Below are 15,718 nucleotides of genomic sequence, written 5' to 3' on the forward strand. Positions count from 1 at the left end.
TCGTGCGGGCAACGGCGGTGTGCGCGACGGAGGTCGGGCCGTCGCACATGAGGTCGGTGGGGGCAGCTGAGGGCCGCTCGCGCTCGCGGGCGGAGCGGGGCGACGGGGGCGGCTCGGTGGGACGGGTCTCCCTGGTCAGGGGATCGCCCGGTCCGCGCCCCCGTCCGAAATAGTCGTCTCGTCCGGGGTGGTCGTCACGGAAGCGGAAGTCGTCCGGCGTGCGAACGAGGCGTCACAGGCGCCCCTCGCCGAACTTGCGTCTCACAATGGACTAGACCAAGGAAAGGTGTCAACACCCGCCTTCACAAGCCCAGTTGTTACTTCCGAGTTCGAAAACGCCCCTCTTGACACGCCTGGTTAACCTGAGCGCGCACCCACTTGGTCTATACCAAGAGCCACCACCTGAAAGGCGCGATCGATGGCCTCCAGCAAGCACAGCGGCGGCGAGTTGCGCCGGCTCGCGCTCTCCGTCCTGCAACCGGGCTTCGTGGGCACCGAGGCACCCGACTGGGTCCTGCGCGCCATCGGGGACGGACTGGGCTCCGTCGTACTCTTCTCCCGCAACATCGTCTCCGTCGAGCAGGTCGCCCGGCTCACCGCGCGACTGCGCGCGGAGAACCCGGAGTTGATCGTCGCCATCGACGAGGAGGCGGGCGACGTCACCCGCATCGAGTCCGCGACCGGCTCGACCCGGCCCGGCAACTTCGCCCTCGGCACCGTCGACGACACGGAGCTGACCGAGGCCGTCGCCGCCGACCTGGGCCGGCAGCTGCGCTCCGCCGGGGTGAGCCTCGACTACGCGCCGAGCGCGGACGTCAACTCCAACCCCGACAACCCGATCATCGGCGTACGTTCCTTCGGCACCGACCCGGACGTGGTGTCCCGGCACACCGCCGCGTGGATCCGGGGGCTCCAGTCGTCCGGCGTCGCCGCCTGCGCCAAGCACTTCCCCGGTCACGGGGACGTCGCCGTCGACTCCCACCACGACCTGCCGGCCTACGGCGCCGGGCGGGACGAGATCGCCGCCCAGGCCCTGCCTCCGTTCCGGGCCGCCGTGGCCGCCGGCGTCCGCGCGGTCATGAGCGGCCACCTGCTGGTGCCGGCCTACGACCCCGACCTGCCCGCCACGCTCAGCCGCCGCATCCTTCAGGACCTGCTCCGCGACGAGCTGGGCTTCGACGGCCTGATCGTCAGCGACGCCATCGAGATGGGCGCCGTCACGGCCCGCCACGGCATCGACGGCGCCACGGTGAAGGCCGTCGCCGCCGGGGTGGACGCCGTCTGCGTCGGCGGCGAGAGCGCCGCGGAGGCCACGGTCGACCTGCTGGTCAAAGGGCTGGTCGCCGCGGTGACCGCCGGGGAGCTGCCGGCGGAACGGCTGGCCGAGGCGGCGGGCCGGGTGAGGGAGTTCGCCGACTGGTCGGCCGGGCTGCGGGCGGCCGGGTCCACCGGGGAGACCGCCGGGGACGGCATCGGTCACGTCGCCGCGCGCCGCGCCGTCCGGGTCGCCGGGGCCGTGCGGGACGCCCTGCCGCTGACCGCCGCGCCGCACGTGGTCGAGCTGGCCCCGGTCACCAACATGGCCATCGGCAAGGAGACCCCGTGGGGCGTCGCGGACCCGCTGCGCGAGCGGCTGCCGGGCACGACCTCCGTGCGGGTGCGCGGCGAGGAACTGGAGCGGGGGACGGTCGCCCTGGAGAGCTGCGCCCTCGAACCGGCCGCGGGGCGCCCCTTGGTGATCGTCGCCCGCGACGCGGCCCGGCACGCCTGGATGGACCGCGCCGTCACCGGCCTCACCGACGCCCGCCCGGACGCGATCGTGGTGGAGATGGGCCTGCCGGGCGCCACCGCCGCCGGCGCGGTGCAGATCTTCACCCACGGCGCGAGCGCCGCCTCCGGAACGGCCGCGGCGGAGGTCCTTACCGGCATGCCCTCACGCTGAGCCGCGCCACCGACGGGAGGAGGCGCCACCGCACGACCCTCCGCGCCCCGCGGGGCGCGGAGGCGGCGCAGGGCGCCGGGTGAGCCGCTCGGAGCCCGTGGCCGCCGGGCGGCCAGGCGGTCCGCGCGCCGGGGGTGGTCAGCGCGCGGTCTGCGTGTGCACGTACTCCACGAGGCGGGTCAGCGCGTCCGGGTCGGTGTCGGGCAGGACGCCGTGGCCGAGGTTGAAGACGTGGCCCTCCAGGTCCGCCGCGGCGTCCAGGATCTCGCGGGTCTTGGTCTCGACGGCCTGAGAGGTGGAGAAGAGGATCGCCGGGTCCAGGTTGCCCTGGAGCGCCTTGCCGGGGCCGACGCGGCGGGCGGCCTCGTCCATCGGGACGCGCCAGTCGACGCCGACGACGTCCGCGCCGGCCTCGCCCATGAGGCCGAGGAGTTCGCCGGTGCCGACGCCGAAGTGGATGCGCGGCACGCCGTACCCGGCGACGGCCTCGAAGACCTTGCTGGAGGCGGGCATCACCGAGCGGCGGTAGTCCGCGGGGGACAGCGCGCCGACCCAGGAGTCGAAGAGCTGGACCGCGCTCGCGCCCGCCTCGATCTGCACCTTGAGGAAGGCGGCGGTGATGTCGGCGAGCCGGTCCAGGAGGTCGGCCCACAGCTGCGGGTCGCCGTACATGAGCGCCTTGGTGTGCTCGTGGTTGCGGGACGGGCCGCCCTCCACGAGGTAGCTCGCGAGGGTGAACGGCGCGCCCGCGAAGCCGATCAGCGGGGTGGCGCCCAGCTCCTGGGTGAGCAGACCGAAGGCCTCGGTGACGTAGGAGACGTCCTCGGGGGTGAGGTCGCGCAGCTGTGCCAGGTCCGCGCGGGTGCGGATCGGCTTCTCGACGACCGGGCCGACGCCCGGCTTGATGTCGAGGTCGATGCCGATGGCCTTGAGCGGGACCACGATGTCGCTGAAGTAGATGGCCGCGTCCACGCCGTGCCGGCGCACCGGCTGGAGGGTGATCTCCGTGACCAGTTCCGGTCGCATGCAGGATTCGAGCATCGGGATGCCCTCGCGCACCTTGCGGTACTCCGGCAGTGAGCGCCCGGCCTGCCGCATGAACCACACGGGGGTGTGCGGCACCGGCTCACGCCTGCACGCCTTGAGGAAAGCGGAGTCGTACGTGGCGGTCGGCTGCTTGCCCGCGGGGCTCTGGTTGGCACTCACACCGGCAAGTCTCGCATGTCGCCCCGACAGCGCCCGACCTCGGGTGGGGCGGCTCCCGCGCGCCCCGCGGGACCGCGTGATCCGGACATCGCGTCCGCACGCGGGTGTCCCTCCCTGCACCGAGGCGCCGTTCCCCTTAATCTTCCCCGCATGGCTGCGGCTCAGGGACGACTGTCGGACGGCGCTGGCGGAATGGACGAACCGAAGGGTACCGAGGAGGAGGCCCGGCATACGGGGAGCACGGCACCGCCGGCCTTCGCGGCCGCCGTCGAGGCGCTCAGGGCCGCGCGGCTGCGGCCGCAGATCGAGGTGGAGGCGGTGCCCCCACCGAAGCGGCTCGCCCCCTACGCGTACGCCCTCGAGGCCGCGGTCGTCGACGGGGACGACGACCTGGCGGACGGACGGCTGGTACTGCTGCACGACCCGGCCGGGCACGACGCCTGGCACGGCTCCTTCCGGCTGGTGACGCTGGTGCGTGCCGAGCTGGAGCCGGAGATGGCCGCGGATCCGCTGCTGCCGGACGTGTGCTGGTCCTGGCTCACCGGCGCGCTCCAGGCGCGCGGGCTGACGTACGGGGAGCCCAGCGGCACGGTCACGCGGGCGAGCTCCCACTACTTCGGGGGGCTCTCGGCGCGCCCGTCCGCCTCGCAGATCGAGATCCGGGCGTCCTGGACGCCGCGCGAGGGGCTGGGCGGCGCCCCGGACACGGCGGCGCACCTCGCCTCGTGGTGCGATCTGCTGGCGCAGGTCGCGGGCCTGCCGCCGGCCGCGCCGGGCGACGCGTCGATCGTGACGCTGCCGCAGCGGCGCGGACCGCAGTCACGCTGAGCCCTCCCCGACCCCTTACCGCTTTCTCCGTCACCGGCGCCCGTCCGGCCCGGGAAACGTTCCGTCACTTTGTCGACACGGCCACTTTCGGGCTTGTATCGACAAAGTACGAAACCGTTCGATCTTCGAATGATCGACCGCCTGTCCGAATTGCTCGGATTGTTACTCACCAGATCGTGATCATTCTCTAAAGGCGGACGGGTTCGGTGCCGAAGACGACTGTGACCTTGAAAGCACGGTTCGTCCCGGCTTCACCCCCACGAGCCGGCCCCGTCCCGCACCCCAGGAGGCCTGGTGTCCGTTCTCCTCGAGCAGCCTGCAAGCCTGGTCGCCTACCGCCCGAACAAGCCGACCGCCATGGTGGTCGTGGCCGACCCGCGCGTCCGTTCCACCGTCACCCGCCATCTGTGGGCGCTCGGTGTGCGCGACGTCATCGAGGCCTCGTCCGTCGCGGAGGCTCGTCCCCGCATCGGCAACCCCCGCGACATCTGTGTCGCAGACGTCCATCTCCCCGACGGCTCCGGCCTGACCCTGCTGTCGGAGACCCGCGCCGCGGGCTGGCCCAACGGCCTAGCCCTGTCCGCCGCCGACGACATCGGCGCCGTACGCAACGCCCTCGCCGGCGGCGTCAAGGGCTACGTCGTCACCGGCACCCGTACCAACGTCGGGCTCCCCACCCGGCCGGGCGCCGCCCCCATCGGCGCCGCCGCCGCCCGCCTGCACCGCCGCCCCCCGGGTGCCCCGAGCCACCCGGGCGGCTACCGCGAGCTCTCCGGCCGCGAGGTGGAGGTGCTGCGACTGGTCGCGGAAGGCCAGTCGAACAAGGCGATCGGCGTCTCGATGGGCCTGTCCGCCCTGACCGTCAAGAGCCACCTGGCCCGCATCGCCCGCAAGCTCGGCACCGGCGACCGCGCCGGAATGGTCGCCGTGGCCCTGCGCACCGGCATCATCCACTGACCGCCGCCGATCCCGCCCGCTCCCCCACCCTCCCCGTCTCCTTCCCCGCCGCCTTCCCCGCCTCCCCGCTCGCCTTTCCCGCCTCCGCCACAGTCGGTCTTTCACCGACCTGACTGGTTTACGACCCCCCGGCGCCCGCCGACGGAACGTTCCGTCGGCGGGCGCCGTCGATCCACCGATACCCTTGACAGGTGACCGACGCCCACGAAACCGCAGCAGACCCTTCACTGCGAACCACCGGAGGCGCTCCTCCGGACGACGCCGGATCTTCTGCGAGTCAGGCGCCGACCCCCTTGCTGGAACCACGCGAGGGCATTCCGCAGGTGATCGCCGACGCGGCCGCCCTCGCCGAGGTGACCGCCGCCTTCGCCGCCGGCCGCGGCCCCGTCGCCGTCGACGCCGAGCGCGCCTCCGGCTACCGCTACGGCCAGCGCGCGTATCTGGTGCAGCTGCGCCGGGAGGGCGCCGGGAGCGCGCTGATCGACCCGGTGGCCTGTCCCGACCTGTCCGGGCTGGGCGCGGCGCTCTCCGACGTGGAGTGGGTGCTGCACGCGGCGACCCAGGACCTGCCGTGCCTGCGCGAAATAGGGATGGTGCCCACCCGGATCTTCGACACCGAGCTGGCCGGCCGGCTCGCCGGGTTCCCGAGGGTCGGCCTCGGCGCGATGGTCGAGAACGTGCTGGGCTTCGTACTGGAGAAGGGCCACTCGGCCGTCGACTGGTCCACCCGCCCGCTGCCCGAACCGTGGCTGCGCTACGCCGCCCTCGACGTCGAGCTGCTCGTCGACCTGCGCGACGCGCTGGAGAAGGAGCTGGACCGGCAGGGCAAGCTGGAGTGGGCCCGGCAGGAGTTCGACGCGATCGCCTCCGCCCCGCCGCCCGAGCCCCGCAAGGACCCGTGGCGCCGTACGTCAGGCATGCACAAGGTGCGCAGGCGCCGGCAGCTCGCCGTCGTGCGGGAGCTGTGGCAGACCCGGGACCGCATCGCGCAGCGCCGTGACGTCTCCCCCGGCAAGGTGCTCGGGGACGCGGCCATCGTCGAGGCGGCGCTCGCGCTCCCGGTCAACGCGCACGCGCTGGCCGCGCTGAACGGGTTCGGACGGGTCAACCGCAGGCAGCTGGAGCAGTGGCAGGTGGCGGTCGACCGGGCCAGGGGCCTGTCCGAGTCGCAGCTGCCGCAGCCCGGTCAGCCGGTGACCGGTCCCCCGCCGCCGCGGGCGTGGGCCGACAAGGACCCGGCCGCCGCGGCCCGGCTCACCGCCGCGCGGGCGGCGGTGACGGCGCTGGCCGAGCGGCTGAACATGCCCCAGGAGAACCTGATCACGCCGGACACGGTGCGCCGGGTCTGCTGGGAGCCGCCGGCTCCGGTCGACCCGGAATCCGTGGGCGCGGCTCTAGCCGGTCACGGGGCCCGGCCCTGGCAGGTGGAGCAGGTGACGCCCGCGCTGGTGACGGCGCTGTCCCAGAGCGTGTCGTAGGAGGGGCGGCGGCGAGATCCGGCCAAGATCCAGGGGTGGGGCGGCGACCCGGCGGTGTGACGTTCGCCGCTCCGACCGGGGGGACTGGGCAGCTACGTTACCCACAAGTAGCATGGGCCTGAGCGCGCGCTCAGTACCTGCGTGCCGCAGCAGTGCCATCCCGCACCCTGGAGGAGAGCCATCGTGCCTCGTACCGTCAGGGACGTCGTCTTCGTAGACGGCGTCCGCACCCCGTTCGGCAAGGCGGGCCCGAAGGGCATCTACCACGAGACCCGCGCCGACGACCTGGTCGTGAAGGCGATCCGGGAGCTGCTGCGCCGCAACCCCGGTCTCGACCCCAAGAAGATCGACGAGGTCGCCGTCGCCGCGACCACGCAGATCGGTGACCAGGGCCTGACCATCGGCCGCACCGCCGGCATCCTGGCGGGCCTGCCCACCTCGGTCCCGGGCTACTCGATCGACCGCATGTGCGCGGGCGCCCTGACCGCCGTCACCTCGGTGGCCGGCTCCGTCGCCTTCGGCGCGTACGACGTCGCCGTCGCGGGCGGTGTCGAGCACATGGGCCGCCACCCGATGGGCGAGGGCGTGGACCCGAACCCGCGGTTCGTCAGCGAGAAGCTGGTCGACGAGTCCGCCCTGTTCATGGGCATGACGGCGGAGAACCTGCACGACCGCTACCCGACGATCACCAAGCAGCGCGCCGACGAGTACGCCGTGCGCTCGCAGGAGAAGGCCGCCAAGGCGTACGCCAACGGCAAGATCCAGGCCGACCTGGTGCCGGTCTCGGTGCGCCGCACCAACGAAGAGGCCGGTGAGACGGGCTGGGGCCTGGTCACCGCCGACGAGCCGATGCGTCCGGGCACCACCATGGAGAGCCTGGCGGGCCTGAAGACGCCGTTCCGTGTGCACGGCCGGGTCACCGCGGGCAACGCGGCCGGTCTGAACGACGGCGCCACCGCCTCCCTCATCGCGAGCGAGGAGTTCGCCCGCGAGAACAACCTGCCGGTCAAGATGCGCCTCGTCTCGTACTCCTTCGCGGGTGTCGAGCCGGAGGTCATGGGCTACGGCCCGATCCCGGCGACGGAGAAGGCCCTGGCCCAGGCCGGCCTGTCCATCGACGACATCGGCCTGTTCGAGATCAACGAGGCCTTCGCCGTCCAGGTCCTCGCGTTCCTGGAGCACTACGGCATCGCCGACGACGACGCGCGCGTCAACCAGTACGGCGGCGCCATCGCCTTCGGCCACCCGCTCGCCTCGTCGGGCGTCCGCCTGATGACGCAGCTGGCCCGCCAGTTCGAGGAGCAGCCGCACGTCCGCTACGGCCTGACCACCATGTGCGTCGGCTTCGGCATGGGCGCGACGGTCGTCTGGGAGAACCCGCACTTCGAGGGGGACAAGTGAGCACCACCACCGCAGAGCTGCTGAAGGGTGCGGCCGAGCTGTTCCCCGGCGAGGTCGTCACCAGCGCCCACGTGCGCCACTTCGACCTGCCCCTGGGCGCCGGGCGCTTCGCGCTCATCACCCTGGACAACGGTCACGACCACACCAAGCCGACCACGCTGGGCCCCCAGTCACTGGCGAACATCGACGCCGCGATCGACCGGGTCGAGAAGGAGGCCGCGGACGGCGACATCGTCGGCGTCGGCGTCACCGGCAAGCCGTTCATCTTCGCGGTCGGCGCCGACCTCAAGGGCGTCGAGCTGCTCAAGCGGCACGAGGACGCACTGGCCATCGGCAAGGGCGGCCACGACGTCTTCAAGCGGCTGGCGAAGCTGGCCGTGCCGACCTTCGCGTACTACAACGGTGCCGCGATGGGCGGCGGCGTCGAGATCGGCCTGCACTGCTCGTACCGCACGGTGTCGGCCGCCCTCCCCGCCTTCTCCCTCCCCGAGGTCTTCCTCGGCCTGGTCCCCGGCTGGGGCGGCTGCACGCTGCTGCCGAACCTGATCGGCGCCGACAAGGCCGTCTCGGTGATCATCGAGAACAGCCTCAACCAGAACAAGCAGCTCAAGGGCAAGCAGGTCTTCGAACTCGGCATCGCGGACGCGATCTTCGAGGGCGCGGACTTCCTGGAGCAGTCGCTGATCTGGACGGCGTCCGTCCTCAAGGGCGAGATCGCGGTCGAGCGTCCGGCGATCGACCGCGGCGAGGCCTGGGACCAGGCCGTCGCCAAGGGCCGCTTCGTCGCCGACGGCAAGGTGCACGGCGCCGCCCCGGCCGCCTACCGCGCCCTGGACATCATCGCGGCGGCCAAGAACGGCGACCTCCAGCAGGGCTACGACGCCGAGGACCAGGCGCTCGCCGACCTGATCATGGGCGGCGAGCTGCGCTCCGGGATCTACGCCTTCAATCTGGTGCAGAAGCGCGGCAAGCGCCCCGCCGGTGCCCCGGACAAGTCGCTGGCCCGCCCGGTCACCAAGGTGGGCGTGGTCGGCGCCGGCCTGATGGCCTCGCAGCTGGCCCTGCTCTTCCTGCGCCGCCTGGAGGTGCCGGTCGTCCTGACCGACATCGACCAGGAGCGCGTCGACAAGGGTGTGGGCTACGTCCACGCCGAGATCGACAAGCTGCTCGGCAAGGGCCGGATCAACCAGGACAAGGCGAACCGGCTGAAGGGCCTGGTCTCCGGTGTCCTGGACAAGGCCGAGGGCTTCGCGGACGCGGACTTCGTCATCGAGGCCGTGTTCGAGGAGATGGGCGTCAAGCAGAAGGTGTTCGCCGAGGTCGAGGCGGTGGCGCCCGCGCACGCGATCCTCGCCACCAACACCTCGTCCCTCTCCGTCTCGGAGATGGCGTCGAAGCTGAAGCACCCCGAGCGGGTCGTCGGCTTCCACTTCTTCAACCCGGTCGCGATCCTCCCGCTCCTGGAGATCGTCCGCGGCGAGCAGACGGACGACGCCTCGCTGGCCACGGCGTTCGGTGTCGCCAAGAAGCTGAAGAAGACCGCGGTGCTGGTCAAGGACGCCCCCGCGTTCGTGGTCAACCGCATCCTGACCCGCTTCATGGGCGAGATCCAGAACGTCATCGACGAGGGCACGCCGGTGGACGTGGCGGAGAAGGCGGTCGAGCCGCTCGGCCTGCCGATGTCCCCGCTGGTCCTGCTGGAGCTGGTCGGCCCCGCGATCGGCCTGCACGTCTCGGAGACCCTCAACCGGGCCTTCCCGGAGCGCTTCACGGTCTCCCCGAACCTCAAGGCGGTCGTCGAGGCGGGCAAGCGCGGCTTCTACGTCTACTCCGCCGAAAACCCCGCCAAGCCCGAGCTGGACCCCGAGGTCGCCGCGCTCCTCAAGCAGGGCGACTCCGTCCTGACCGAGGAGCAGGTCCGCGACCGCGTCCTGGACGCGGTGGCCCAGGAGATCGGCCTCATGCTCGACGAGGGCGTCGTCGCCGAGGCCCAGGACATCGACCTCTGCCTGATCACCGGCGCCGGCTGGCCCTTCCACCTGGGCGGCATCACGCCGTACCTGGACCGTGCGGGCGTCGCCGAGCGGGTGAACGGGAAGCGGTTCCTGGAGGCGGGCGTGGCGAGCGTGCCCGCGTAGTCTCCGCCCGTGTCGTCCCCGTACGACGAAGAGAGGGCCCCCGCTCCGAGGCGGGGGCCCTTTCGCGTGCCACGGGGCAGGTCAGTAGCCGTACGGCGTCGCGCCCGCCGTCGCGTGCGCGACGGCGAAGGGGACCAGCGTGGCGGGGGACTCGTTTCCCACCGCGTCCACGGCGAACACCTCCACCGTGTGCCGCCCCTCCTGCCACGGCCAGCCGGAGTCCCAGGCCCAGCGTCCGTCGACCGCGACCGCGCTCCCGCCGAGGAGAGTGCCGCCCGCTCTGAACCCCACCTGGGTGGCGCCCTGGGCCAGCCCGGAGAAGCGCACGGCCGGCGTCGCGACCTGCTCGTAGGCCACCGGGGACTGGACCGTCGGTGCCGGCAGCTGCCCGCCCATGGGGGCCGCGTCGAAACGCGCCGTCGGCTGGGCCGGGATCGCGGTGCCGGCGGCTGCCGTGGCGCCGGCCACGGTGGTGAACGGGACGAGGACACCCTTGGTGTGGCCTCCGGCGGCGTCCCAGGCGACGGCCTTCACCTGGTGCTTGCCCTTGCTCCAGGGCTTGCTCAGCTTCCAGGACCAGGTGCCGTCCGCGGCCACCGAAGGCGAGCCCAGGAACTTGCCGTGCTCCCACAGGCTCACGCGTACGGCACCGTGGGCGACCCCGGTGAAGTACACACCGTCGGCGGGCAGTTCGGAGTTCGGCACCGGGTGGGCGACCACCGGCAGGGCCAGGGCGGAGGGCTTGTCCCGCGAGGTGTCGGAGAGGTACGCCGTGATGGCCGAGGTGTCGCGGTCGGGTTCCTCGTACCCGTTGCGCACCATGCCGAGCCGCGGCGGCAGCCCGTCGGCGAGCATGTTGATGAGGCCCATCAGGAAGGGGACGTTGCGCCTGGTGACCTCGGAGTGCTTGGTGATGTAGGGCGACTCGCTGTAGACGAAGTTGAAGTTGTCGTAGCCCTGGAAGAGACCGATGAACGGCTCGACCTGCTGCGTGTACTGCTCGTCCTGCGGCGAGGAGAGCAGGTAGATGTTGGCCTGCCGGGCAACGCCCGAGCGCGCCAGATCCGGGATGATCGCGTCGAGCGCCCGGACGTTCTGCTCGGGCGCTCCCTCCCCCAGCATGAATCGGGCGGTCTTCGGGTGGACGGTGCTGATGTAGGTGCCGATGAGGAACTGCGGCACGATGGAGACGATGTTGCCGAACCCGTAGCGCATGCCGAAGTAGAGGGCCGCGCTCCCGCCCTTGGAGCCGCCCCACAGCGTGACGCGGTCCGGGGTCAGGTCGAGGGCGTTCATCACCCTGGAGATGACGCCGATCACGGACTGCTCCAGGGAGAAGTCCATCCCCTCGCACAGGTAGTAGCTCCGCATGCCGTTGAACCGGTCCCGGATCCACAGGATGTTGGCCCGCACCGGGTTGAGGACGCCGTTCGACCAGCCGTAGTCGTCGGTGACGCCGAAGTTGGCGAAGACGACGACGAGATGGCGGTTGCCGCCCTTGGCATGCGTGAAGCGGTACTCGACGGGATAGGCACCGGAGGTGTCGATCCCGTCGATCAGTTCGCGTGCTTGCGACGGTGCTTTGGGCATGTGTGGCTTCCACTCATGAGTTGTTCGACGGCGGTCGCGGCGGTGGTCAGTACCGCGGCGAGAAGTAGTCGGCCGGTGCGGCCGCGGGGGCGACGGCGAAGGGGATCTGGGCGGGCACGGACTCCGCGCCGTCGGCGCCCACCGCGACGACCTCGACCAGGTGCGGGCCCTGCGGCCACGGGCCGCCGGCTTCCCAGGCCCAGGTCCCGTCCGGCCGGACGCCGTTCGCCCCCAGCAGCGCGCCGCCCGCGCGGAAGCGGACTTCCACCGCGCCGGGGGCGATGCCGCGGAAACCGACCGCCGTCCCGGGCACCTGCTGATGCGCCGCGGGCAGGGACACGACGGGCGGCCGCACTCCCGCGGCCACGGGCCGCCGCGCCGCCGACGGGGCCGGGCCGGGCCCGCCCGGCGTCTGCGGCGTGCCGTGCCCGGTGCCCGGCGTCGCCGTGAAGCGGACCTCCGTCGTCGCCGAGTGGAAGCCCGCCGGGTCCACCGCGAAGATCTTGACGCGGTGCTCCCCCTCGGCCCACGGTTTGGCCGGCGCCCAGGACCAGGTCCCGTCGGCGGCGACCGGCGGCGAGGCCAGGAACTTGCCCTTCTCCCACAGGCTCACCCGTACCGCGCCCGGGGCGGTCCCGGTGAAGGGCGAGCCCGTCCGGGGCAGCTGTCCGCCGGCGGCCGGGACGGTCACCGCCGGAGGCAGGAACGCCGTGCTCTCCTTGACCTTGGCGGTCGAGCCGAGGAAGTCGTCGATGGCCGACGTGTCCCGCTCCGGCTGCTCGTAGCCGTGCCGGGTCAGACCGAGCCGCGGGGTGATCCCCTCGACCAGCAGGTAGGCGATCCCCATCAGGAGCGGCACGTTCCGCAGGGTCACCTGGTTGTGTTCCTTGATGAACGGGGACTCGCTGTGGAGGTAGTTGAAGTTCGGGTAGCGCCGCAGCAGTTCGAGGAAGGGTTCGACCTGGTCCCGGTACTGCTCGTCCTGCGGCGACGACACGAGGTAGATGTTGGCCTCGGGGCTCGCACCCGCTCTCAGCAGGTCGGGCAGGATCGCGTCCAGGACCCGCGCGTTCTCCTCGGGGAGCCCCTCACCGAGCATGGATCGGCCGACCTTGGGATAGACCTCGCGCACGAAGGTGCCGATACGGAACTGGGGGACGCACGCGACGATGTTCCGGAAGCCGTAGCGCAGCCCGAAGTAGAGGGCCGCGCTGGCCCCCTTGGAACTGCCCCAGAGGGTCACGTCGTTCGGGGTCAGGCCGAGGGCCGACACGACCTTCGCGATCAGGTCGATGACGGACCTCTCGACGGAGAAGTCCATCTCCCGGCACAGGTAGTACGTCAGTCCGCCGTCGAAGCGGTCGCGGATCCAGAGGATGTTGGACCGCAGGTCGTCGAGGGTGCCGGTGGACCAGCCGTAGTCGTCGGGTGCCGCGAGGTTGGCGAAGACGACCGTCAGATGGCGGTTGCCCTTCTTCGCGTGGGTGAAGCGGTACTCGACCGGGTGCGCACCGGACGTGTCGATCCCGGTGATGACCTGGCGCGCCTTCGACGCTGCTTTGGGCATGGGCGGCTTTCCACTCGTGGAGTCGTTGTGATCGGCGGGTGCTCAGTACCGTGGCGGAAGGTGACCGGCGGGCACGGACAGGTCCACGACCGTGAAGGCGGCCGGGGCGGGAGCGGACTCCACGCCGTTCGCGTCCACCGCGACGACCTCGACCAGGTGCGGTCCGGCCGGCCACGGCCAGCCCGGGTCCCAGCCCCAGATCCCGTCCGGCGCGACGGCCGCCGCGCCCAGGAGCACGCCGTTCTCCCGGAAGCCCACCTGCATCGCGCCCGGCGCGGTGCCGTGGAAGGCGACCGCCGTCCCCAGTTGCTGCTGCGGTGCCGGCACCGAGACGGCCGGCGGGGCGGGCGCGGCCGGGCCCGCGGCGGGGGCGTCCACCACCGTGAAGGGGATCTCGACCCGGCTGGAGTGGAAGCCCGCCTGGTCCACCGCGAAGATCTTCACCAGGTGGTTCCCCGTGGCCCACGGCTTGGCCGGCTGCCAGGACCAGGTGCCGTCGGCCCCGACCTCCGGGGACGCCACGAACTTGCCGTCGCGCCACATGCTCACCCGCACCGCGCCCGGGGCGAGCCCGGCGAAGTAGAGACCGGTGGCGGGAGCCTCGCTGTTGTAGCCCGGGGAAGTGACCACCGGCGGCGCGAACGCGTCGGCGCCCTGGACCTTGGAGGTGGCGGAGAGGTAGGCCTCGATGCCCGACTGGTCGCGGTCGAACTCCTCGGCGGCGTGGCGCACGAACCCCAGGCGGGGGGCGTAGCCGTCGGCCAGCAGGTTCAGCAGGCCGACCAGGGCCGGCACGTTCCGCCGCGTCACCGTGGCGTGGCCGGTGATGGTGGGCGATTCGCTGTACATGAAGTTGAAGTTCTCGTAGCCCTGGAACATGCCGAGGAACGGCTCCACCTGCACGGCGTAGTGCTCGTCCTGCGGCGAGGAGAGCACGTAGATGTTGGCCCCCGGGTTGGCCCGGCTGCGCACCAGGTCCGGCAGGAGCGCGTCCAGGACCCGGGCGTTGTGCGCGGGCGCCCCCTCGCCGAGCATGTAGGCGGAGACCTTCGGGTGCCGCTTCTCCAGGGCGTCGCCGACGAGGAACTGCGGGACGATCCCCACGATGTTCCGGTAGCCGTACCGCAGTCCGAAGTACAGTGCGGCGCTGCCGCCCTTGGAGCCGCCCCACAGGGTGACCTGGTCCGGGGTGAGCCCCAGCGAGCGCATGACGTTCGAGATGAGGCTCTGCACCGAGTCCGCCAGGCCGAAGTCCATGTTCCGGCACAGGTAGTAGGCGTTCATCCCGTCGAAACGGTCGCGGATCCACAGGATGTTCGCGCGTACGTTGTCGAAGACGCCGTTGGACCAGCCGTAGTCCTCGGGCGCCGAGAAGTTGGCGAACACGACGACGAGGTGGCGGTTGCCGCTCTTGGCGTGGGAGAACCGGTACTCGACCGGGAACGCCCCCGACGCCTCGATCCCGTTGAACAGCTTTCGCCCGCTCGAAGGTGCTTTGGACATGTACGGAACTCCAGTTTCGGGGACAGATCGTCGGATTGGCTCCGAATCACCTGATCGGACATGATGTCGGGATGTCTCTCGCGGCCCCTTCGCTCCCGCCCGGCCTTCGCCGGCGTCGGAGACTGATCGTCCTGACCTCGGTGCTCGCGCTGTCGGCCGTCCTCGCCGCGGTGCTGGTGCGGACCGCCACGGGCACGACCCGGTTGCTGGCCGCCGACCGCACCCTGACGGTGGCGACCTGGAACATGTGCGGCGTCGAGCAGTGGGGTTGCGCGGACACCGGCAGTGCCTCGGCCAAGCGGCTCGCGGTGGAGCGGTTCGTCGACGCCGGGGCCGACGTCGTGCTGCTCCAGGAGGCCTGCGCCACGCACGCCGAGTCGGTGCGCGAGGCGCTCGGCGGTACCTGGCGGCTGTCCTTCCGGCCCTACACCTGGCGGGACAGCGGCGGGCGCGGCGGAACGATCGACTGTGCGGGACGCGGCCGGGGCGCGGCCGGGCTCGCGGTCCTCTCGGCCCACCCGCTGTCCTCGGTGCGGTCGGTGCCCACGCGCCAGCCCGAGGTCGGGCTGCGGCGGGGCGTCCTGTGCGCGACCGTCGCGGCGTTCGACGTCCGGGTGTGCAACGCCCATCTGAGCCTTCCCGGCAGCGACCGGGCGCACCCCGACCGGGAGTACCGCGACGACCAGTTGAAGGCGCTGGTCGCGGCGGTGCCCGGACGGCGCACCGTGTTCGGCGGTGACTTCAACCTGAAGCCGCCGGGTGCCCGCAACCGGTCCGGCTGGGTGTGGCCGTCCGCCGCCTACGGTGCCTTCCGGGAGTGCGACCAGGCTTCCGGCGCCGACCGGTCGGGCCGTCCGACCCATGTGTCCGGTCACAAACTCGACTATCTCTTCACCGGGTTGCCGCGGTCCTCCTGCACGGTGCGCGACACCGGGGTCTCCGACCACCGGGCGCTGCTGATGCGGGTGGAGGCCGGCTGAGCCGACGCCGAAGGGGCGCCCGGCTCCCCCACCGTGGACGGGGGGCAGGCCGGGCGCCGGGGAGGCGGACGACGGTGCGGTCATGGGGTGCCGGTGCCTTCCGGCGCGGCCGCGCGCGCCCCGGTACC

Annotated in this window: 11 protein-coding genes; 7 read left to right on the plus strand and 4 right to left on the minus strand. The window is 72.1% G+C overall.

Annotation, left to right across the window (positions count from 1 at the left end; genetic code table 11):
- Positions 1 to 418: 418 nt before the first annotated feature.
- A complete protein-coding gene (locus tag RI578_RS08590; RefSeq protein ID WP_310870549.1) occupies positions 419 to 1,942 on the plus strand; it encodes a glycoside hydrolase family 3 N-terminal domain-containing protein in 1,524 nt (507 codons plus the stop codon).
- 138 nt (positions 1,943 to 2,080) lie between these two features.
- Here RI578_RS08590 and hemE read toward each other — a convergent pair whose 3' ends face one another.
- Entirely contained in the window at positions 2,081 to 3,148 is a 1,068-nt protein-coding gene (gene hemE / locus RI578_RS08595; protein ID WP_310870550.1) for a uroporphyrinogen decarboxylase, read from the minus strand.
- Positions 3,149 to 3,298: 150 nt separating this feature from the next.
- Here hemE and RI578_RS08600 point away from each other — a divergent pair, with 150 nt between their 5' ends.
- The 5 genes from RI578_RS08600 to RI578_RS08620 all read left to right on the plus strand — a co-directional run bounded on the left by RI578_RS08600 (position 3,299) and on the right by RI578_RS08620 (position 9,950).
- Complete coding sequence (locus tag RI578_RS08600) at positions 3,299 to 3,976, plus strand: DUF3000 domain-containing protein (protein ID WP_310870551.1); 678 nt, start codon at positions 3,299 to 3,301, stop codon at positions 3,974 to 3,976.
- Between the two features lie 294 nt (positions 3,977 to 4,270).
- Positions 4,271 to 4,933 carry a response regulator transcription factor gene (locus RI578_RS08605; protein ID WP_003972894.1) on the plus strand — a complete coding sequence of 221 codons (663 nt, stop codon included), beginning with the start codon at positions 4,271 to 4,273 and terminating at the stop codon, positions 4,931 to 4,933.
- Positions 4,934 to 5,124: 191 nt separating this feature from the next.
- The gene (locus RI578_RS08610; RefSeq protein ID WP_310870552.1) at positions 5,125 to 6,411 is read left to right on the plus strand and encodes a ribonuclease D; all 1,287 of its coding nucleotides are present in this window, start codon (positions 5,125 to 5,127) and stop codon (positions 6,409 to 6,411) included.
- A gap of 183 nt (positions 6,412 to 6,594) precedes the next feature.
- The gene (locus tag RI578_RS08615; RefSeq protein WP_310870553.1) at positions 6,595 to 7,812 is read left to right on the plus strand and encodes an acetyl-CoA C-acyltransferase; all 1,218 of its coding nucleotides are present in this window, start codon (positions 6,595 to 6,597) and stop codon (positions 7,810 to 7,812) included.
- Entirely contained in the window at positions 7,809 to 9,950 is a 2,142-nt protein-coding gene (locus RI578_RS08620) for a 3-hydroxyacyl-CoA dehydrogenase NAD-binding domain-containing protein (protein ID WP_310870554.1), read from the plus strand. The genes RI578_RS08615 and RI578_RS08620 overlap by 4 nt, the downstream gene beginning before the upstream one ends.
- Positions 9,951 to 10,031: 81 nt before the next feature.
- Here the strand turns inward: RI578_RS08620 and RI578_RS08625 are convergent, their stop codons facing one another.
- The 3 genes from RI578_RS08625 to RI578_RS08635 are packed head-to-tail and all read right to left on the minus strand — an operon-like array spanning position 10,032 to position 14,610.
- Positions 10,032 to 11,540 (minus strand): hypothetical protein, encoded by a 1,509-nt coding sequence (locus RI578_RS08625; RefSeq protein ID WP_310870555.1) that lies wholly within the window; start codon positions 11,538 to 11,540, stop codon positions 10,032 to 10,034.
- Positions 11,541 to 11,586: 46 nt separating this feature from the next.
- Entirely contained in the window at positions 11,587 to 13,107 is a 1,521-nt protein-coding gene (locus RI578_RS08630; RefSeq protein ID WP_310870556.1) for a hypothetical protein, read from the minus strand.
- A 42-nt stretch (positions 13,108 to 13,149) separates the two neighbouring features.
- Positions 13,150 to 14,610, minus strand: coding sequence for a hypothetical protein (locus RI578_RS08635; RefSeq protein WP_310870557.1), 1,461 nt, complete (start codon positions 14,608 to 14,610; stop codon positions 13,150 to 13,152).
- 71 nt (positions 14,611 to 14,681) lie between these two features.
- On the opposite strand from RI578_RS08635, the gene RI578_RS08640 reads away from it, so the two are divergent.
- On the plus strand, positions 14,682 to 15,590 hold the full coding sequence (locus tag RI578_RS08640; RefSeq protein WP_310870558.1) for an endonuclease/exonuclease/phosphatase family protein: 909 nt from the start codon (positions 14,682 to 14,684) through the stop codon (positions 15,588 to 15,590).
- Positions 15,591 to 15,718 lie beyond the last annotated feature (128 nt).

The sequence above is a fragment of the Streptomyces sp. BB1-1-1 genome, assembly GCF_031597775.1.
Classification (GTDB): domain Bacteria; phylum Actinomycetota; class Actinomycetes; order Streptomycetales; family Streptomycetaceae; genus Streptomyces; species Streptomyces thinghirensis.

Bases quoted from the DNA above. Each gene is read 5' to 3' on its own strand.
- RI578_RS08625 (WP_310870555.1), bottom strand. From the start codon at position 11,540: ATGCCCAAAGCACCGTCGCAAGCACGCGAACTGATCGACGGGATCGAC.
- RI578_RS08590 (WP_310870549.1), top strand. From the start codon at position 419: ATGGCCTCCAGCAAGCACAGCGGCGGCGAGTTGCGCCGGCTCGCGCTC.
- RI578_RS08630 (WP_310870556.1), bottom strand. From the start codon at position 13,107: ATGCCCAAAGCAGCGTCGAAGGCGCGCCAGGTCATCACCGGGATCGAC.
- RI578_RS08640 (WP_310870558.1), top strand. From the start codon at position 14,682: ATGTCTCTCGCGGCCCCTTCGCTCCCGCCCGGCCTTCGCCGGCGTCGG.
- RI578_RS08635 (WP_310870557.1), bottom strand. From the start codon at position 14,610: ATGTCCAAAGCACCTTCGAGCGGGCGAAAGCTGTTCAACGGGATCGAG.
- RI578_RS08600 (WP_310870551.1), top strand. From the start codon at position 3,299: ATGGCTGCGGCTCAGGGACGACTGTCGGACGGCGCTGGCGGAATGGAC.